We start from the raw sequence: 17,368 nt of genomic DNA on the forward strand, positions 1-17,368 counted from the left end.
CACTACACGACCTCGATCAGCGGCTTATCGGCCGATGCCACATGCAGCTCGCCGATGGCGTTGAGCGTAATGCCATGCTGTTCGGCAATCGCCAGCACCTGCGCTTCCGCCTCCGGCAATACCGCCAACAGCAAACCGCCGGAGGTCTGAGGATCGCACAGCAACTGGCGCTGCAGATCGCTCATCTCGCCCACCAGATGGCCATAGCTGTCGAAGTTGCGCCCGGTACCGCCCGGCACGCAGCCCTCGGCAATATACGCCTCGACGTCCGGCAGCTTCGGCACCCGATCGAACCAGACCGTCGCCTGCAGGCCGGAGCCCTGACATACCTCGCTCAGGTGGCCCAGCAGGCCAAAACCGGTGATGTCGGTCATCGCCGTGACGCCCGCCACCTCGGCAAAGTCGGCGCCCGGCTTGTTAAGGCGGCACATCACGTCCGTCGCCAGCCCCTGATGTTCGGGGCGCAGCTTGCTTTGCTTCTCGGCGGTCGTCAGCACGCCGATGCCCAGCGGCTTGGTCAGATAGAGTTTAGCCCCGGCCTGCGCGGCGCTGTTCTTCTTCACCCGCTCGGTATTGACCACGCCGGTGACCGCCAGGCCGAAGATAGGTTCAGGCGCATCGATGGAGTGGCCGCCGGCCAGCGCGATCCCCGCCTGCTGGCAGGCGAAACGCCCACCGTCGATCACCTGCTGCGCCACCTCCGGCGGCAGTTTGGCGATCGGCCAGCCGAGAATGGCGATCGCCATGATCGGTTTGCCGCCCATGGCGTACACATCGCTGATGGCGTTGGCGGCGGCGATGCGGCCGAAATCGAACGGATCGTCGACGATCGGCATGAAGAAGTCGGTGGTGCTGATAATGCCGACGCCGTTGCCGATGTCATATACCGCCGCGTCGTCGCGGGTTTCATTGCCGACCAACAGACGCGGATCGACAAATTTCTCCCGCTCGCTGTGCAGGATGGTTTCGAGAACTTTCGGTGAGATTTTGCAGCCGCAGCCAGCGCCATGGCTGTACTGGGTTAAACGGATCGCTGGCGATGTCATAGTCCACTCCCTTCGATAACGGCACTCAAGATAACATAGGGTAGCGCTTGCCGAGGGGATTGATAAGAGCGGGCCGCCGATAAGCGAACGGCCTGCTCAGAAACCATGCAATTTTGCGGGGTTTGGCGCATTTTCGCCGCGCCCCGTCGGATAATACTTAGAAATAGCTGACGAAAGGCGTGCTGTCCGGCGGCGTCACTTTAGTGGCGGCCTTCAGCTGCGGCGTGCCCAGATAGAGGAAACCGACGATCTCGTCCTGCTCGCGGCAACCGAAGGCTTCACGCACCAGCGCATGCTCGGTCCAGGCGCCGGTGCGCCAGATGCCGTTAAAACCCTGCGCCAGCGCCGCCATCTGCATCGCCTGCACGGCGCAACCGGCGGAAACCACTTGCTCCCAGCGCGGCACCTTGGTCTCTTCAGTGCAATGCGCGATGACGGTGATGATCAGCGGTGCGCGGAACGGCGCCTTGGTGGCTTTTTCGATCGCCGCTTCATCCAACTGATCCTGCTTCGCCGCCGCCTGCAGCAGCTGACTGAAACGCTCCAGGCCCTGATTCTCGATCATCACGAAACGCCACGGCTGCAGCGCGCCGTGATCGGGCGCACGCAGGCCCGCGTTGATGATGTTTTGGCGCACTTCCCCCGCCGGCGCCGGTTCCGCCAGGCGCGAAGCCGAGCGACGATTCAATAAAAGATCCAGAGCATCCATCGTAAACTCCTGATAACAATTTTCATTCCGGCCACGTTAACATAGCTAAACGGCGAGTTACAGCCTCGGCGATAGCGTCTGTGTGCCACGATTTAAAGCTGACATTTACCCGGCCGCTCATTAGGATAGCGGAACATTCTCGACTCTTGTTGGAGAGCACATGCGCACATTGTGGCAAATTATTGCCGGCATTTTCCGGTGGACATGGCGTCTGCTGAATTTTATCAGGGAACTGATCCTTAACCTGTTCCTGGTCCTGCTGATCCTGGTTGGGGTCGGCATCTATCTGTCCTTCCAAAGTTCCTCCACCTCGACGGCCCCGGCGCGCGGCGCGCTGTTGGTCGATTTAAGCGGCGTGGTGGTCGATCAGCCTTCGGTAAACAACCGGGTGCGGCAATGGGGGCGTGAACTGTTGGGCGCCTCCAGCAGCCGCCTGCAGGAGAACTCGCTGTTCGACGTGGTGGACAGCATCCGCAAGGCCAAAGACGACAAAAACATTACCGGCATGGTGTTGCAGCTGAATGACTTCGCCGGCGCCGATCAGCCGTCGCTGCGCTATATCGGCAAAGCGCTGCGCGAGTTTCGCGACAGCGGCAAACCGATCTTCGCCATCGGCGACAGTTACAATCAAACGCAATACTACCTGGCCAGCTACGCCAACAAGGTCTACCTCTCGCCGCAGGGCGCGGTCGATCTGCACGGTTTCGCCACCAACAACCTGTATTACAAGTCGTTGCTGGACATGCTCAAGGTCACCACCAATATCTTCCGCGTCGGCACCTATAAATCGGCGGTCGAACCGCTGATCCGCGACGACATGTCCCCGGCGGCGCGCGAAGCGGACAGCCGCTGGATTGGCGGCCTGTGGCAGAACTATCTGGAAACCGTGGCGGCCAACCGGCAGCTGACGCCGCAGCAGCTGTTCCCCGGCGCCGCCGGCGTGCTGAGCGGCCTGCAGGCGGCAGGCGGCGACACCGCCCGCTATGCGCTGGACAATAAGCTGGTGGACGAGCTGGCGTCGCGCACCGCGATCGAAAATCAGCTGGTCAAAACCTTCGGCTGGGACAAACAGGCGAACGATTTCAACGCCATCAGCATCTACGACTACCAGCCGAAGCCGGACGCCAACCAGGGTGGCAAGATCGCCGTGGTGTTCGCCAACGGCGCCATCATGGATGGCCCGCAGACGCCGGGCAACGTTGGGGGCGACACCACCGCCGCCGAGCTGCGTCAGGCCCGTTTGGATCCGGCCGTCAAAGCCGTGGTGTTCCGCGTCAACAGCCCTGGCGGCAGCGTCAGCGCGTCCGAAGTGATCCGCTCCGAGCTGGCCGCCGTGCGCGCCGCCGGCAAACCGGTGGTGGTGTCGATGGGCGGCATGGCCGCGTCGGGCGGTTACTGGGTCTCGACGCCGGCCGACTACATCATCGCCAGCCCGAGCACGCTGACCGGCTCCATCGGCATTTTCGGCATCATCAATACCTACGAGAAAACCCTGGATACGCTGGGCGTGCACACTGACGGCGTGGCGACATCGCCGCTGGCCGATATCGCGGTCACCAAGGCGTTGCCGCAGGAGTTCTCGCAGATGATGCAGCTGAATATCGAAAACGGGTATAAGAACTTCCTCGATCTGGTCGCCAAATCACGCAAGATGACCCCGCAGCAGGTTGACCAAATCGCGCAGGGCCACGTGTGGCTCGGCAGCGACGCCAAGGCCAACGGCCTGGTCGATCAGTTGGGCGATTTCGACGATGCGGTGAAGAAAGCCGCTGAGCTGGCGAAACTGCAACAGTGGCAGCTCGACTGGTTCGTCGACACTCCGAGCCTGAGCGATATGGTGCTCAGCCAGTTCGGCGTTTCCATTCACGCCATGCTGCCGGCGGCGATTCAGGCCATGCTGCCTGCCCCGCTGGCCTCGGTCGCCAATGCGGTGAAAGAGCAGCCGGGTTTGTTCAATAACTTGAACGATCCGCAGAACCGCTACGCGATCTGTCTGACCTGCGGAGAAGTCCGCTAACAAATAATTCTGCAGCCCGGCCTCCGCCGGGCTTTTTTTCTGCCGCCATGTCCCTATAATTCAGCCCATCTTATCTTTGTTAAAATCATAACCATGCAAAAGAAATCCATTTACGTCGCCTACACCGGCGGCACCATCGGCATGCAGCGTTCCGAGCACGGCTATATTCCGGTTTCCGGCCACCTGCAGCGTCAGCTGGCGCTGATGCCGGAATTCCATCGGCCGGAGATGCCGGATTTCACCATTCATGAATACGCGCCGCTCATCGATTCCTCGGATATGACGCCGGAAGACTGGCAGCACATCGCCGACGACATCAAACAGAACTACGATCGCTACGACGGCTTCGTGATCCTGCACGGCACCGATACCATGGCGTTCACCGCCTCGGCGCTCTCCTTCATGCTGGAGAACCTGGCCAAACCGGTGATCGTCACCGGCTCGCAGATTCCGCTGGCGGAGCTGCGCTCCGATGGCCAAACCAATCTGCTGAATGCACTGTACCTGGCGGCCAACCATCCGGTGAACGAAGTCAGCCTGTTCTTCAACAACAAGCTGTTCCGCGGCAACCGCACCACCAAAGCGCACGCCGACGGCTTCGATGCCTTCGCCTCCCCGAATCTGCCGCCGCTGCTGGAAGCCGGCATCCACATTCGTCGCCAGCACGGCATCGACAGCCCGGTTTGCAACGGCGCGTTGCAGGTACATGACATCACGCCACAACCGATCGGCGTCGTCACCATCTATCCGGGCATTTCCGGCGCGGTGGTGCGCAACTTCCTGCTGCAGCCGGTCAAGGCGCTGATCTTACGCTCCTACGGCGTCGGTAACGCGCCTCAGAAGGCCGAGCTGATCGACGAGTTGCGCGCGGCTTCCGAACGCGGCATCGTAGTGGTCAACCTGACGCAGTGCATCTCCGGGCGCGTCAATATGGAAGGCTACGCCACCGGCAACGCGCTGGCGCACGCCGGGGTGATCAGCGGTTTTGACATGACGGTGGAAGCCGCTCTGACCAAGCTGCACTATCTGTTGAGCCAGCCGCTGACGCCGGAACAAATCCGCGCCCTGATGCAGCAAGATCTGCGCGGCGAGCTGAGCATCAACGGTTAACCTACCGATCTTTGGAGCGGCGATGAAAACGGCCCTGTTGTTGATCGATCTGCAAAATGATTTCTGCCCCGGCGGCGCGCTGGCGGTCACGGAGGGCGACGCCGTCATCCCGGTCGCCAATCAGGCGATCGCCGCCTGCCTGGCGCGCGGCGAACCGGTGGTGGCCAGCCAGGACTGGCATCCCGCCAATCACCGCAGCTTTGCGGTGAACTCCGATGCGCAAGTCGGCACCCTCGGTGAACTGGAAGGTTTGCCGCAGGTGTGGTGGCCGGTGCACTGCGTGCAAGGGAGCCTCGGCGCCGATTTTCATCCTCAACTGCAGCGGCAACACATCAATGCCGTCTTTCGCAAAGGACAGGATACGGACATCGACAGCTATAGCGCGTTCTTCGATAACGGCCACCGGGCGCAGACCGAACTGCACGGCTGGCTGCAATCGCAGGGCATTCAGCGGCTGGCGATCATGGGCCTGGCGACCGACTATTGCGTGAAGTTCAGCGTGCTGGATGCGCTGGCTGCCGGCTATCCTACGCAGGTGATCGTCGACGGCTGCCGCGGCGTGAATCTGCAGCCGGACGACAGTGAGCGGGCGCTGCAGGAAATGGCGCGCGCCGGCGCGCAGCTAGTTACCCTGTCACAATTTCTCGCCAATTAAATCCTCCCGGGCGCTATCGGCGCCCTCTCTGGGCGGCGGCGAAAATATCGACGCCGCTCACAATGCTGTTCTTCTTCTCCTCCAGCCGCTTGTGACCGGCAGGCGCTTTTGCTGTTATGGCAGCGACGCTTTTGGCGTCAATCGGTTATACGCATCCGGGGCCCGCTGAGCCCGGCTTTATTGTGACCGCTACTGGCGGTACGGTCGGCCTTGCCGATCCCAAGGAGACAAACATGAAAATAACCCGAAAACTGCTGCCTTTGCTGGCAGCGGTGCAGTTGGCTATCGCCGGTACCGGCGCGGCTCAGGCGGCCTATCTCTCCGTCGGCTACTTCAACGGCGGCGGCGACGTCACGGCCGGCCCCGGTGGTGACATCGACAAGCTGGACGTGACGCAAATCACCCACCTCAACTATTCGTTTGGCCTGATCTACAACGACGAGAAAGACGAAACCAATGCGGCGCTGAAAGACCCCGCTCGCCGCCACCAGATCTACCTGTCGCCGAAAGTCACGGCCGATCTGCAACGTCTGCCGGTGCTGCGCAAACAGAACCCCGAGCTGAAAGTGCTGTTGTCGGTCGGAGGCTGGGGCGCACGCGGTTTCTCCGGCGCCGCCGCCACCGCGGAAAACCGGGCGATTTTCATTCGCTCCGCGTTGCAGGTGATCGAGCAGTACCGGCTGGATGGGATCGATCTGGACTGGGAATACCCGGTAAACGGCGCCTGGGGTTTGGTGGAAAGCCAACCGGCAGACCGCGACAACTTCACCCTGCTGCTGAAAGAGCTTCACCAGGCGCTGGGTAAAGGCAAACTGTTGACCATCGCCGTTGGCGCCAACGTCAAAAGCCCACGTGAATGGGTCGATGTGAAAAATATTGCGCCCTACCTCAATTACATCAATCTGATGACCTACGACATGGCTTACGGCACGCAGTACTTCAATGCCAACCTGTACGATTCAACGCGTTGGCCAACCGTAGCCGCCGCCGATCGCTACAGCGCCGATAACGTAGTAAAGCATTATCTGGCCGCCGGTCTGAAACCGGCGCAGATGAACCTGGGCATCGGTTTCTACGGCCGGGTGCCGAAACGGGCGACCGAGGCGGGCATCGACTGGGACAAGCCGGACGCCGCCAAGCATCCGGTGACGCAGCCTTACTTCAGCGCGCGAGAAATCGCCCTGTTCCGCACGCTGGGATTGGAACTCAGCAAAGACACTTATTTTAAATACCGCGATATCGTCAACAAATTGCTCAACGATCCGCAGCAGCGTTTCCGCGAGCACTGGGATGACGACGCCAAAGTGCCATACCTGACGCTGCAATCCGCCGAGGGCAAGCCGCTGTTCGCCATCTCGTACGAGAACCCGCGTTCGGTGGCCATCAAGGCCGATTACATCAAAAGCCAGGGATTGGGCGGTGCGATGTTCTGGGAATACGGCGCAGACGACAATAACCGGCTGGCGCAGCAGCTGGCGGAATCGCTGGGCATAAAGGGCGAGAAACGTTGAATCGACGGGGCGATGGCGACATCGCCCCGCTTTAGGGGCGGAGCCTTACTGCGGCTTGAGTTTCACCAGCGGCTCGGCAACGAACTGCTGCTTCAGCTCTTGTTTGCTCTTCATCACGATCTGCCCGTCGGTGCCGATGCTCATATGCTGCGGATCGACGTTGTTCATCGACTGCCACAGCATCACCGCCTGTAGGCTGTTTTCCTTTTGCTCCGGCGTCAGCGCCACGCCGTCCGGCCATTTGCCCAGTTCAACCGCCTGCACCAGGCGTTGGTATATCTCGGGCGTCATCGCCGCAATCAGATCTTTCACGTCCATCAGGGCCCTTCTCGCTTACGGAAGAATAATTAGCTGAATCGATTTTGTTGGTTAAATTACCGCTTAACCGGCCGTTTGATCGCCATTTTCGCCATCGGTGAAACTCAGCGAGGCGGAGTTGACGCAGTAACGGTCACCGGTCGGCTGCGGGCCATCGGGGAATACATGCCCCAGGTGCGCGTCGCAGTGGCCACAGCGGATTTCAACACGATGCATATTATGTGAATTATCATCAAGATAACGGATTGCATCGGCGGAAACCGGCTCGTAAAAGCTGGGCCAGCCGCAGCCGGAATCGTATTTGGTTTCGGAATAGAACAGCGGCTGGTTACAGCACAGACAATGGTACACGCCCTCACGCTTGTTATGCAGCAATTTGCCGCTAAACGGCGCTTCGGTGCCACGCTGTTGCGTGACATAACGTTGGATTTCATTCAGTTCCGTGACCGGATGAGCGGGGGTTGTCTCTTTAGCCATTTGTGCTTATCTCTGAATGTGGATAATGTCAACGAAAACAATGATTAATAATAACAAAAAATTAACACCGCTGCAGGGGTTTTTGGCCTAAACTGTAGCCCATAAAGGCCACGTCACGATGATATGTGATAGCGATCACACATCTTGCGTATGCTGACTTTATACTTGGCGGCTTGTCCCCATATAACGGATGAGGCCGAGCGCAAATGGACTGTGCAATAAGCGTGCAAAACCACCCTTCCGGTTTGACTTGCCGCAAGTATTGACACGATTCCGCTTGACGCTGGGTAAGGTTTTTGTAATTTTACAACCAACCTTTTATTCACTAACAAATAGCTGGTGGAATATATGACTATCAAAGTAGGTATCAACGGTTTTGGCCGTATCGGTCGCATTGTTTTCCGTGCTGCTCAAGAGCGTTCTGACATCGAGATCGTTGCAATCAACGACCTGTTGGACGCAGAGTACATGGCTTACATGCTGAAGTATGACTCTACTCACGGCCGTTTCAACGGTACGGTAGAAGTTAAAGACGGCCACCTGGTTGTTAACGGCAAAACCATCCGTGTTACCGCAGAGAAAGACCCGGCTAACCTGAAGTGGAACGAAGTGGGCGTTGATGTGGTTGCTGAAGCGACCGGTATCTTCCTGACCGACGAAACCGCGCGTAAACACATCACCGCCGGCGCTAAAAAAGTGGTTCTGACTGGCCCATCCAAAGATGCGACCCCAATGTTCGTTCGCGGCGCCAACTTTGACAAATATGCCGGCCAGGACATCGTTTCCAACGCCTCTTGCACCACCAACTGCCTGGCGCCGCTGGCTAAAGTCATCAACGACAACTTCGGTATCGTTGAAGGCCTGATGACCACCGTTCACGCGACCACCGCTACTCAGAAAACCGTTGATGGCCCGTCTCACAAAGACTGGCGCGGCGGCCGCGGCGCATCCCAGAACATCATCCCTTCTTCTACCGGCGCAGCGAAAGCGGTTGGCGTGGTTCTGCCAGAGCTGAAAGGCAAACTGACCGGCATGGCGTTCCGCGTACCGACCCCTAACGTGTCCGTTGTTGACCTGACCGTGCGTCTGGAAAAACCGGCTACCTACGAAGAAATCAAGAAAGCCATCAAAGACGCCGCTGAAGGCTCTATGAAAGGCGTTCTGGGCTATGTTGAAGACGACGTGGTTTCCACCGACTTCAACGGCGAAGTGCTGACTTCCGTGTTCGATGCCAAAGCCGGTATCGCACTGAACGACAACTTCGTGAAACTGGTTTCCTGGTACGACAACGAAACCGGCTACTCCAACAAGGTTCTGGATCTGATCGCTCACATCTCCAAGTAATGGCATGATGTTAAGCTGATAATGAGGGCGACATTTTTTTGTCGCCCTTTTTTTACCCGTCATCTTTCGAGTCACAGCGTTGTTCGCTGCACACACTCACCTCAGTCACTGTCTAAGCATGCGCCTGAGGGCCTGGTTGTGACCCGAAAGCTAATAGGGTCCATTTCTATTTCCGGCAAACAATAGGTTATGAAATGAACGAGAAAATTTTCACCCTGCCCGTTTCCGAACAGATTTCTCCTTACATCAGCCAGCGCCAACTCGATGAGCTGGGCGTGGTGGTCGTGTCGCACCCGAAAGTGCGCGCGGCGGTCGCGCTGCAGGGCGCCCATTTGCTGGCCTGGCAGCCCAGCGGTGAGCAGCCGGTAATTTGGCTCAGCAACAACACGCCTTTCGCCAAAGGCAAGGCCATCCGCGGCGGCGTGCCGATCTGTTGGCCGTGGTTCGGCCCGGTGGCGCAACCCTCCCATGGGTTCGCCCGCAACCAGCCCTGGAGCCTGACGGCGCACGATGAAGATGACAACGGCGTCATCCTGACCTTTACGCTGAAAGACAATGAGCAGACCCGCAAGCTGTGGCCGCACGCCTTCACGCTGATTGCTCGCTTCAAGCTGGGTGAAGAGTGCGAGATCGAACTGGAATCGCACGGCGATTATCAAGCCACGGCGGCGCTGCACAGCTACTTCCAGGTTGGCGATATCGATCGGGTCAGCGTGGCGGGCCTGGGCGAACCATATATTGATAAGGTGGCGGGCGGCGTCGAAGCGCGTCAGACGGGCGAAGTGACCTTCGTCGGCCAAACCGACCGCGTCTATACCCGTCCGGAGGCCTTCAGCCTGATCCGCGATCCGGCGCTCGCACGCACCATCGAGGTTCATCACCATCATATGAGCGACGTTATCGCCTGGAACCCCGGCGTAGAGCTGTCCTGCAGCATGGGAGACATGCCGAACGACGGTTACAAGACCATGGTCTGCGTTGAGACCGGGCGCGTCAGCAAACCGCTGGTCGCCGCCGGCGAACAACCCGCCCGTTTGGGTGTGACCTTCCGCAGCCGTAAAAAGGCCTGAAACCCCGTGCGCGCCAGCGCACTACGGATGTGCAAAAGGGGCGCTCGCGCCCCTTTTTGATGCACGCCATGCACGCTTATCGTGCAATGCGCGATTAGAAGGTGTAGCTCACACCTGTCATCAGCAAACCGGTGTAAGATTTATCCACCATCGGGCTGTCTTTCACTTCATCCGACAACTTCACATAGCGGCCGAGGAAGAAGGCGTTCCAGCTCTTGTTGATCTGGTAATTGGCGCTCAGCTCGAGATACGGCGCCCAGCTATCGCTCGGGGTGTAGCTGTCCAGACCGCTGCGGCGCGATTCATTGGCGCTGACGCCATAGTAATATTTGTTCTGGTTTTTGCTGTTCCACATCACGCCTACGCCCGGAACCAGCGTCAACGCGTCCAGATCAAACTTGTACAGATAAGCCACATCGCCCACCAGCCCGTTGCTGTAGTTCAGCGTGTCGCCGGTGAAGGTGGTGCGAATGGTGCCCCACTCTGCGTTGTGTGAATAGGCCAGGCCGGCCATCAGCGTGCCGCGACGCTTGTCGAGACGCTTCATGCGATCGTCGTCGCTGTCGCCCGGACGGTAGCCCCATGGCGTGTAATACCCCATGATGCTCAGCTGATTTTCTTGATCTTTCCACAGGTAGTAACCGGCGGTCAGAGTACGGAAGTAGAAGTCGTCACCTTCATAGTCGATGACGGGCACCGGATAAACGCGATCCTGATAACCGCGATACGGGTCCGGGCTAACCAGCGCGGCAGCACCCAGTGACCAGGTTCCCGCCTGGGCACTTTGCGCACAAACCATTGCGGAAGCGATAATTGCTAGCGTTTTGAGTTTTGAAATCTTCACTGGTTCTTTTTCCATAAATTACAGGGTTAATAGCCGCAATAGTTTATGTGAAAATTTAGTTACGCGCCTAATCTTTACAATAGAAAACGACCAAGATCGAATAACTTATAGCGGAATTATGAATTAATCATGGCGAAACGATGACGATTCATGCCGCAGGCCGCGCCAGACAAGGCATTTGGTTATCCCGGCAATAACTGAGTCATTGATATGACTTAAAAAAAGCTTTTTCTACGGCAGGAAATTTTCCGGCAAGCAAACTAAGCTTAAATCAGAAGGTGAATTTATCCTGGGCCCAGTGGCATACAGCGCAACTCGCGATAATAAGCGCACCAAGTTGGCATACGGGTTGCTGTACTCAGGCGTATTCTCATCTTTCGGGAGCCAGAACACTATCACACGCTCTCTTTAACCTGTGCTAATAACGAAAGGACGGGCATCATGAACATATTTGACCACTATCGCCAGCGCTACGAAGCTGCCAAGGACGAAGAGTTCACACTGCAGGAATTTCTTACCATTTGCCGGCAAGATCGCAGTGCCTATGCCAACGCGGCCGAACGTCTGCTGATGGCTATCGGTGAACCTGTGATGGTCGACACTGCGCTAGAATCACGCCTGTCGCGCCTGTTCTCCAACCGCGTGATCGCACGCTATCCGGCCTTCGAAGAGTTCTACGGCATGGAAGAGGCCATCGAACAGATCGTCTCTTACCTGAAACACGCCGCTCAGGGCCTGGAAGAGAAGAAACAGATCCTTTACCTGCTAGGCCCGGTGGGCGGCGGCAAGTCCTCGCTGGCGGAACGTCTGAAAGCGCTGATGCAGCGCGTGCCCATCTACACCCTCAGCGCCAACGGCGAACGCAGCCCGGTCAACGATCATCCGCTGTGCCTGTTCAATCCGCAGGAAGATGCCACGATCCTGGAAAAAGAGTTCAATATCCCAAGTCGCTATCTCGGCACCATCATGTCGCCGTGGGCGGCGAAGCGCCTGCATGAGTTCGGTGGCGATATCACCAAGTTTAAAGTCGTGAAAGTGCGCCCTTCCATTCTGGAACAGATCGCCATCGCCAAAACCGAGCCGGGCGATGAGAACAACCAGGACATCTCGGCGCTGGTCGGTAAAGTGGACATCCGTAAACTGGAGAACCACGCGCAGAACGACCCGGACGCCTACGGCTATTCCGGCGCCCTGTGCCGCGCCAACCAGGGGATTATGGAATTCGTCGAGATGTTCAAAGCGCCGATCAAGGTGCTGCATCCGCTGCTGACCGCAACCCAGGAAGGCAACTACAACGGCACCGAAGGCATCTCCGCCCTGCCGTTCAGCGGCATTATTCTGGCGCACTCCAACGAATCCGAGTGGGTGACCTTCCGTAACAACAAGAACAACGAAGCGTTCCTCGACCGCGTGTATATCGTCAAGGTGCCTTACTGCCTGCGCGTGTCGGAAGAGATCAAAATTTACGACAAGCTTCTGGATCACAGTGAGCTGACCCATGCGCCCTGCGCGCCGGGCACGCTGGAAACGCTGGCGCGCTTTAGCGTGCTGTCGCGGCTGAAAGAGCCCGAAAACTCGAGCATCTACTCGAAAATGCGCGTGTATGACGGCGAAAGCCTCAAAGATACCGACCCGAAAGCCAAGTCCTATCAGGAATACCGCGACTACGCCGGGGTTGACGAAGGCATGAACGGCCTCTCCACCCGTTTCGCCTTTAAAATCCTCTCGCGGGTATTCAACTTCGATCACGCCGAGGTGGCAGCCAACCCGGTGCACCTGTTCTATGTGCTGGAACAGCAGATCGAGCGCGAACAGTTCCCACAGGATTTGGCGGAGAAATACCTGGAGCACCTGAAAGGCTATCTGATTCCGAAATACGCCGAGTTTATCGGCAAAGAGATCCAGACCGCCTATCTGGAATCCTACTCGGAATACGGACAGAACATTTTTGACCGCTACGTCACCTATGCCGACTTCTGGATCCAGGATCAGGAGTATCGCGATCCCGACACCGGCCAGCTGTTTGACCGCGAGTCCCTGAACGCCGAACTGGAGAAAATTGAAAAACCGGCCGGCATCAGCAACCCGAAAGATTTCCGCAACGAAATCGTGAACTTCGTGCTGCGCGCCCGCGCCAACAACAACGGCCGCAACCCGAACTGGACCAGCTACGAGAAGCTGCGCACCGTGATCGAGAAAAAGATGTTCTCCAATACCGAAGAACTGTTGCCGGTGATTTCGTTCAACGCCAAAACATCGACGGACGAGCAGAAAAAACACGACGACTTCGTCGATCGCATGATGGAGAAAGGCTATACCCGCAAGCAGGTGCGCCTGCTGTGTGAATGGTATCTGCGGGTCAGAAAATCCTCATAACGCCTCAGGTAAGCGGCATTATCAGGGCCATGTCCACAGTCATGGACGTTGCAGCGCAGCCCACGGAGGGGCTGACACATTGCGCTGCCGCGGCCGGGACATGAAGAGTTGGCAACGTCGTTTGGGGGAAGTATGGCCTATTTCATTGACCGGCGGCTGAACGGCAAAAACAAGAGCACGGTGAACCGCCAGCGCTTCTTGCGCCGTTACAAGTCGCAAATCAAACAGTCGATTGCCGAAGCCATCAACAAGCGTTCGGTCACCGACGTAGACAGCGGGGAGTCAGTCTCTATCCCCACTGACGATATCAACGAACCGATGTTTCATCAGGGGCGCGGCGGCACGCGCCATCGCGTTCACCCGGGCAATGACCACTTCGTGCAGAACGATCGCGTCGAACGGCCTCAGGGCGGCGCAGGCGGTGGCGGCGGCCAGGGCAACGCCAGCCAGGACGGTGAAGGCCAGGATGAGTTCGTCTTCCAGATATCCAAAGACGAGTACCTCGATCTTTTGTTCGAGGATCTCGCCCTGCCCAACCTGAAAAAGAATCAGTACAAGCAGCTGACCGAGTTCAAAACCCACCGCGCCGGCTACACCGCCAATGGCGTGCCGGCCAACATCAGCGTCGTGCGTTCGCTGCAAAACTCGCTGGCGCGGCGTACCGCCATGACCGCCGGTAAAAGGCGCGCGTTGCACGAACTGGAAGACGCGCTGACCCAGTTGGAAAACACCGAGCCGGTGCAACTGCTGGAAGAAGAGCGGCTGCGCAAAGAGATTGCCGAACTGCGCAAGAAAATCGAAAGCGTGCCGTTTATCGACACCTTCGATCTGCGTTACAAAAACTACGAGCGTCGGCCGGAGCCCTCCAGCCAGGCGGTGATGTTCTGCCTGATGGACGTATCCGGTTCGATGGATCAGGCCACCAAAGACATGGCCAAACGTTTTTACATTCTGCTTTATCTGTTCCTGAGCCGAACCTACAAAAACGTCGAGGTGGTCTATATTCGCCATCACACCCAGGCGAAAGAGGTGGACGAGCAGGAGTTCTTCTATTCGCAGGAAACCGGCGGCACCATCGTCTCCAGCGCATTGAAACTGATGAACGACGTGGTCGAAGAGCGTTACGATCCGGCGCAATGGAATATCTACGCCGCGCAGGCGTCGGACGGGGACAACTGGGCCGACGATTCACCGCTGTGTCACGAGCTGTTGGCGAAGAAGATCCTGCCAATGGTGCGGTACTACAGCTACATCGAAATCACTCGCCGCGCTCACCAAACGCTGTGGCGCGAATACGAAGATCTGCAAGCGAAATTCGACAACTTCGCCATGCAGCATATCCGCGAACCGGACGATATCTATCCGGTATTCCGCGAACTGTTCCGCAAACAGACCGCATAATCATAAAAACGGCCGGAGAATATCTGCCCGGCCGTTTTTATTCTCAACGAATTCAAATGCTATTTCTGCGGAAGGCATCCGCATCCGGCGTCAATCATAGAACCAACTCACCTGAATACAACACGGGGCCGGTCGGTTGCTTGCTCGGTGAGCCGCCTAATGGCTCCAGGCTAATGGCAATCGTTGTTCCTTTAACTAAATCTGCATCTGCCAAATAAAACTGGCTCACGCCTTTCACGTTCACGAGTCCAATTGAAACGGGCTTATGTCCAACGGGGATCAGCCACAGCTCAAGACTTTTTCCATCCGGAATAGCGGCCAAGCCTAAGGGGGTTATACGAACAATTTTTCTTTGACCGTCTGAACTTACGACCCACGTCCCTTGATGCGCTCCGTTCAGGACCACTAACGGTTTCAGCTCTGGCGCACGCCAATAAAACCACGAGCTCAGGCTCAATGCGCCCAATCCCGCAGCAAGCCCCCATGCAATATAGTTTCGCACGCGCCGTCGAGGCGAAGCGTATTGAGGCAGATTTAATTCAATTTTTTTCCAAACGCTTTCAGGGGGCGGTATTGGCATTATATCGATATCCAACCCCGACAACATATTTTGCCACTTTCCAACCTGGGTCGCCAAAATGTTGTCCGTTTTCAGACGGCGTTCAAAATGCAGCCGGGCATTCCCTCTGAGCGTGCCAAGAGCATATTCTGCAGCCAACATGTCATCACTTTCGCGTCTGTTCATAGGCCCAGGCAATCCTTTAGATGTGCTAGCGCCCTGCGGACCCAGCTTTTTACCGTACCAAGCGGTTGCTGCAACCAATCAGCGATATCCGCGTGCGACATCCCTTGATAATATGCCAAAGCAATACTTTGCCGTTGTTCAGACGTCAGATGCTTCAAACAGTCATTTAACTTTTTAGCCAGCTCCCCCTCATCACCCTGGCTTTCATTTTCCGACTGAGGGATTTGATCGCTATATTCTTCTTCCAGTCCGATATGGCGTCCATGCCGGCTACGCAATCCATCTATACATCGGTTCCTTATAATGTGAGTAAGCCATGTCATAGGCGAACTCAAGGTCGGATCATAATCTCCGGCACGCTGCCACACGGCAAGAAAGCCGTCGACCAGAACCTCTTCCGCCCACTGGCGATTACGTAACATGCGCAGCGCAATGGCGAATAAACTTGCGGATGTCGATCTGTACAAGCGTTCAAATGCTCGGCGATCGCCATTAGCGATCGCCTTTAAGCACATTACCTGGTTTTCTTTCAACGAGTGATCCATACCATCCCTAAAGCGGTTAAGCTTTGCCCACTCCGAGTATAGGCCTTACTTGGGCATTAGCACGGTATCAATAACGTCGATTACACCGTTTTGCTGCCGCACATCATAGGTGCTGATGTTGGCGACGTCGCCTTTAGCATCTTTGATCTGAATATTATGCGGGCCATTATTCATAAACCATAGCGACTGACCGTTGACGGTTTTGAGTTCCGCCCGTCCGCCGCCCTGCTCAATTTTTCTTTCCAGCGCCCGCATGTCGTAGTTCCCAGCCACAACGTGGTAGGTTAATACACTGCTTAACAGCGCTTTATTTTCGGGTTTTAACAGATTTTCAACGGTGCCGGCCGGTAATTTGGCGAATGCGGCATTCGTCGGCGCAAAAACAGTATAAGGACCTTTGCCTTGTAAAGTATCAACCAAGCCGGCGGCCTTAACGGCCGCGACCAACGTTGTGTGATCTTTTGAGTTCAGCGCATTTTGCACAATGTTTTTTGAGGGGTACATCGCCGCGCCGCCAACCATTACGGATGACGTGTCCCCACTCGCCGCATAAGTGGCGACGCCGAAAAGTAATGAGCCGGTAACCAGAGTAACGATAAGTGTTTTCATGATGAAGTCCTCTCCGTAAGCTGAGCGTAAGTGTTGCTCATTCCTGATATACGTATGAGGTTCTCCAAGTGGATGCACGGGTCGAAAAAAATAATGTAGAGAGAACGAACGCTGTGACAGACAAATAAGCACGCCGTGATGGCCGCCCGTTTCCGCTCTTTCTTATGAGGTTATTCCTAAACCTTCACATCCTCCCTCATGCGTCTTGATGGGAATATTCCCATTCAGTTATCGTTAACACACGCATCGGGTTCTACCCTAAGCGAAATTTGACTCATTTTATTTCTATGGCTTCTCAGCCCGCTTCGGCGGGCAATTTACCTGTCAGCAGGTTAGACACCATGATCGATTACACCCTCTATGGCCTCAACAAGAATGATGTTGATGAATACCATAAGCAAATCTGCTGCCTGCTCGGCAAAAGCGTGCTGCTGGTGCTCATCGCCAACAAACCGATCACCAAACAGAATCTGCTGGCCAGTCTTATTCAGGAAGTTGAACAACAGCACGACGAGTATTTTCAAAAATTGCATCGCGCGGCAATAGAAATGATCGGCGTTAACGGGCGCTAGATCGATATGCGCAAGGCGG

At 56.8% G+C, this 17,368-nt stretch carries 17 protein-coding genes; 9 read left to right on the forward strand and 8 right to left on the reverse strand.

Going from position 1 to position 17,368, the window contains the following annotated elements:
• Positions 1 to 2: 2 nt before the first annotated feature.
• Positions 3 to 1,046, reverse strand: coding sequence for a selenide, water dikinase SelD (gene selD, locus ACMGG9_RS12785; protein WP_072627528.1), 1,044 nt, complete (start codon positions 1,044 to 1,046; stop codon positions 3 to 5).
• Positions 1,047 to 1,203: 157 nt separating this feature from the next.
• Positions 1,204 to 1,755, reverse strand: coding sequence for an NAD(P)H nitroreductase (locus ACMGG9_RS12790; RefSeq protein ID WP_004932204.1), 552 nt, complete (start codon positions 1,753 to 1,755; stop codon positions 1,204 to 1,206).
• A 160-nt stretch (positions 1,756 to 1,915) separates the two neighbouring features.
• On the opposite strand from ACMGG9_RS12790, the gene sppA reads away from it, so the two are divergent.
• The 4 genes from sppA to ACMGG9_RS12810 all read left to right on the forward strand — a co-directional run bounded on the left by sppA (position 1,916) and on the right by ACMGG9_RS12810 (position 7,048).
• Positions 1,916 to 3,772, forward strand: coding sequence for a signal peptide peptidase SppA (sppA, locus tag ACMGG9_RS12795; RefSeq protein WP_033643311.1), 1,857 nt, complete (start codon positions 1,916 to 1,918; stop codon positions 3,770 to 3,772).
• A 93-nt stretch (positions 3,773 to 3,865) separates the two neighbouring features.
• The gene (gene ansA / locus ACMGG9_RS12800) at positions 3,866 to 4,882 is read left to right on the forward strand and encodes an asparaginase (RefSeq protein WP_033643312.1); all 1,017 of its coding nucleotides are present in this window, start codon (positions 3,866 to 3,868) and stop codon (positions 4,880 to 4,882) included.
• Positions 4,883 to 4,904: 22 nt separating this feature from the next.
• On the forward strand, positions 4,905 to 5,537 hold the full coding sequence (pncA, locus tag ACMGG9_RS12805) for a bifunctional nicotinamidase/pyrazinamidase (RefSeq protein ID WP_089191889.1): 633 nt from the start codon (positions 4,905 to 4,907) through the stop codon (positions 5,535 to 5,537).
• Between the two features lie 233 nt (positions 5,538 to 5,770).
• Positions 5,771 to 7,048 carry a glycoside hydrolase family 18 protein gene (locus tag ACMGG9_RS12810; RefSeq protein ID WP_342173699.1) on the forward strand — a complete coding sequence of 426 codons (1,278 nt, stop codon included), beginning with the start codon at positions 5,771 to 5,773 and terminating at the stop codon, positions 7,046 to 7,048.
• Positions 7,049 to 7,093: 45 nt separating this feature from the next.
• Here ACMGG9_RS12810 and ACMGG9_RS12815 read toward each other — a convergent pair whose 3' ends face one another.
• Entirely contained in the window at positions 7,094 to 7,366 is a 273-nt protein-coding gene (locus ACMGG9_RS12815) for a YeaC family protein (RefSeq protein ID WP_004932218.1), read from the reverse strand.
• Between the two features lie 63 nt (positions 7,367 to 7,429).
• The gene (gene msrB / locus ACMGG9_RS12820; RefSeq protein ID WP_033643315.1) at positions 7,430 to 7,843 is read right to left on the reverse strand and encodes a peptide-methionine (R)-S-oxide reductase MsrB; all 414 of its coding nucleotides are present in this window, start codon (positions 7,841 to 7,843) and stop codon (positions 7,430 to 7,432) included.
• 348 nt (positions 7,844 to 8,191) lie between these two features.
• On the opposite strand from msrB, the gene gapA reads away from it, so the two are divergent.
• Together gapA and ACMGG9_RS12830 are read left to right on the forward strand one after the other, a co-directional pair.
• Complete coding sequence (gene gapA, locus ACMGG9_RS12825; protein WP_016927474.1) at positions 8,192 to 9,187, forward strand: glyceraldehyde-3-phosphate dehydrogenase; 996 nt, start codon at positions 8,192 to 8,194, stop codon at positions 9,185 to 9,187.
• A gap of 194 nt (positions 9,188 to 9,381) precedes the next feature.
• Positions 9,382 to 10,257: a D-hexose-6-phosphate mutarotase gene (locus ACMGG9_RS12830; RefSeq protein WP_033643316.1), complete on the forward strand. Its 876-nt coding sequence runs from the start codon at positions 9,382 to 9,384 to the stop codon at positions 10,255 to 10,257.
• A gap of 94 nt (positions 10,258 to 10,351) precedes the next feature.
• On the opposite strand, the gene ACMGG9_RS12835 is transcribed toward ACMGG9_RS12830, so the two are convergent.
• Positions 10,352 to 11,116 carry a MipA/OmpV family protein gene (locus ACMGG9_RS12835; RefSeq protein ID WP_033643317.1) on the reverse strand — a complete coding sequence of 255 codons (765 nt, stop codon included), beginning with the start codon at positions 11,114 to 11,116 and terminating at the stop codon, positions 10,352 to 10,354.
• A 426-nt stretch (positions 11,117 to 11,542) separates the two neighbouring features.
• Here ACMGG9_RS12835 and yeaG point away from each other — a divergent pair, with 426 nt between their 5' ends.
• Both yeaG and ACMGG9_RS12845 read left to right on the forward strand, forming a co-directional pair.
• Positions 11,543 to 13,477, forward strand: coding sequence for a protein kinase YeaG (gene yeaG / locus ACMGG9_RS12840; protein ID WP_016927472.1), 1,935 nt, complete (start codon positions 11,543 to 11,545; stop codon positions 13,475 to 13,477).
• Positions 13,478 to 13,609: 132 nt separating this feature from the next.
• Positions 13,610 to 14,878 (forward strand): YeaH/YhbH family protein, encoded by a 1,269-nt coding sequence (locus ACMGG9_RS12845; RefSeq protein ID WP_033643318.1) that lies wholly within the window; start codon positions 13,610 to 13,612, stop codon positions 14,876 to 14,878.
• A 94-nt stretch (positions 14,879 to 14,972) separates the two neighbouring features.
• On the opposite strand, the gene ACMGG9_RS12850 is transcribed toward ACMGG9_RS12845, so the two are convergent.
• The 3 genes from ACMGG9_RS12850 to ACMGG9_RS12860 are packed head-to-tail and all read right to left on the reverse strand — an operon-like array spanning position 14,973 to position 16,777.
• Positions 14,973 to 15,623, reverse strand: a complete 651-nt coding sequence (locus tag ACMGG9_RS12850) for an anti-sigma factor domain-containing protein (protein WP_414161468.1) — start codon at positions 15,621 to 15,623, stop codon at positions 14,973 to 14,975.
• Positions 15,620 to 16,168 (reverse strand): RNA polymerase sigma factor, encoded by a 549-nt coding sequence (locus ACMGG9_RS12855; RefSeq protein ID WP_033650962.1) that lies wholly within the window; start codon positions 16,166 to 16,168, stop codon positions 15,620 to 15,622. Before ACMGG9_RS12855 ends, ACMGG9_RS12850 begins: the two co-directional genes overlap by 4 nt.
• 45 nt (positions 16,169 to 16,213) lie before the next feature.
• Positions 16,214 to 16,777 carry a fasciclin domain-containing protein gene (locus ACMGG9_RS12860; protein ID WP_033650960.1) on the reverse strand — a complete coding sequence of 188 codons (564 nt, stop codon included), beginning with the start codon at positions 16,775 to 16,777 and terminating at the stop codon, positions 16,214 to 16,216.
• A 341-nt stretch (positions 16,778 to 17,118) separates the two neighbouring features.
• Between ACMGG9_RS12860 and ACMGG9_RS12865 the strand changes: the two genes are divergently transcribed.
• Complete coding sequence (locus tag ACMGG9_RS12865; RefSeq protein ID WP_033643319.1) at positions 17,119 to 17,349, forward strand: hypothetical protein; 231 nt, start codon at positions 17,119 to 17,121, stop codon at positions 17,347 to 17,349.
• Positions 17,350 to 17,368: the final 19 nt, after the last annotated feature.

It is taken from the genome of Serratia sp. BNK-10 (assembly GCF_047456065.1).
Classification (GTDB): domain Bacteria; phylum Pseudomonadota; class Gammaproteobacteria; order Enterobacterales; family Enterobacteriaceae; genus Serratia; species Serratia ureilytica.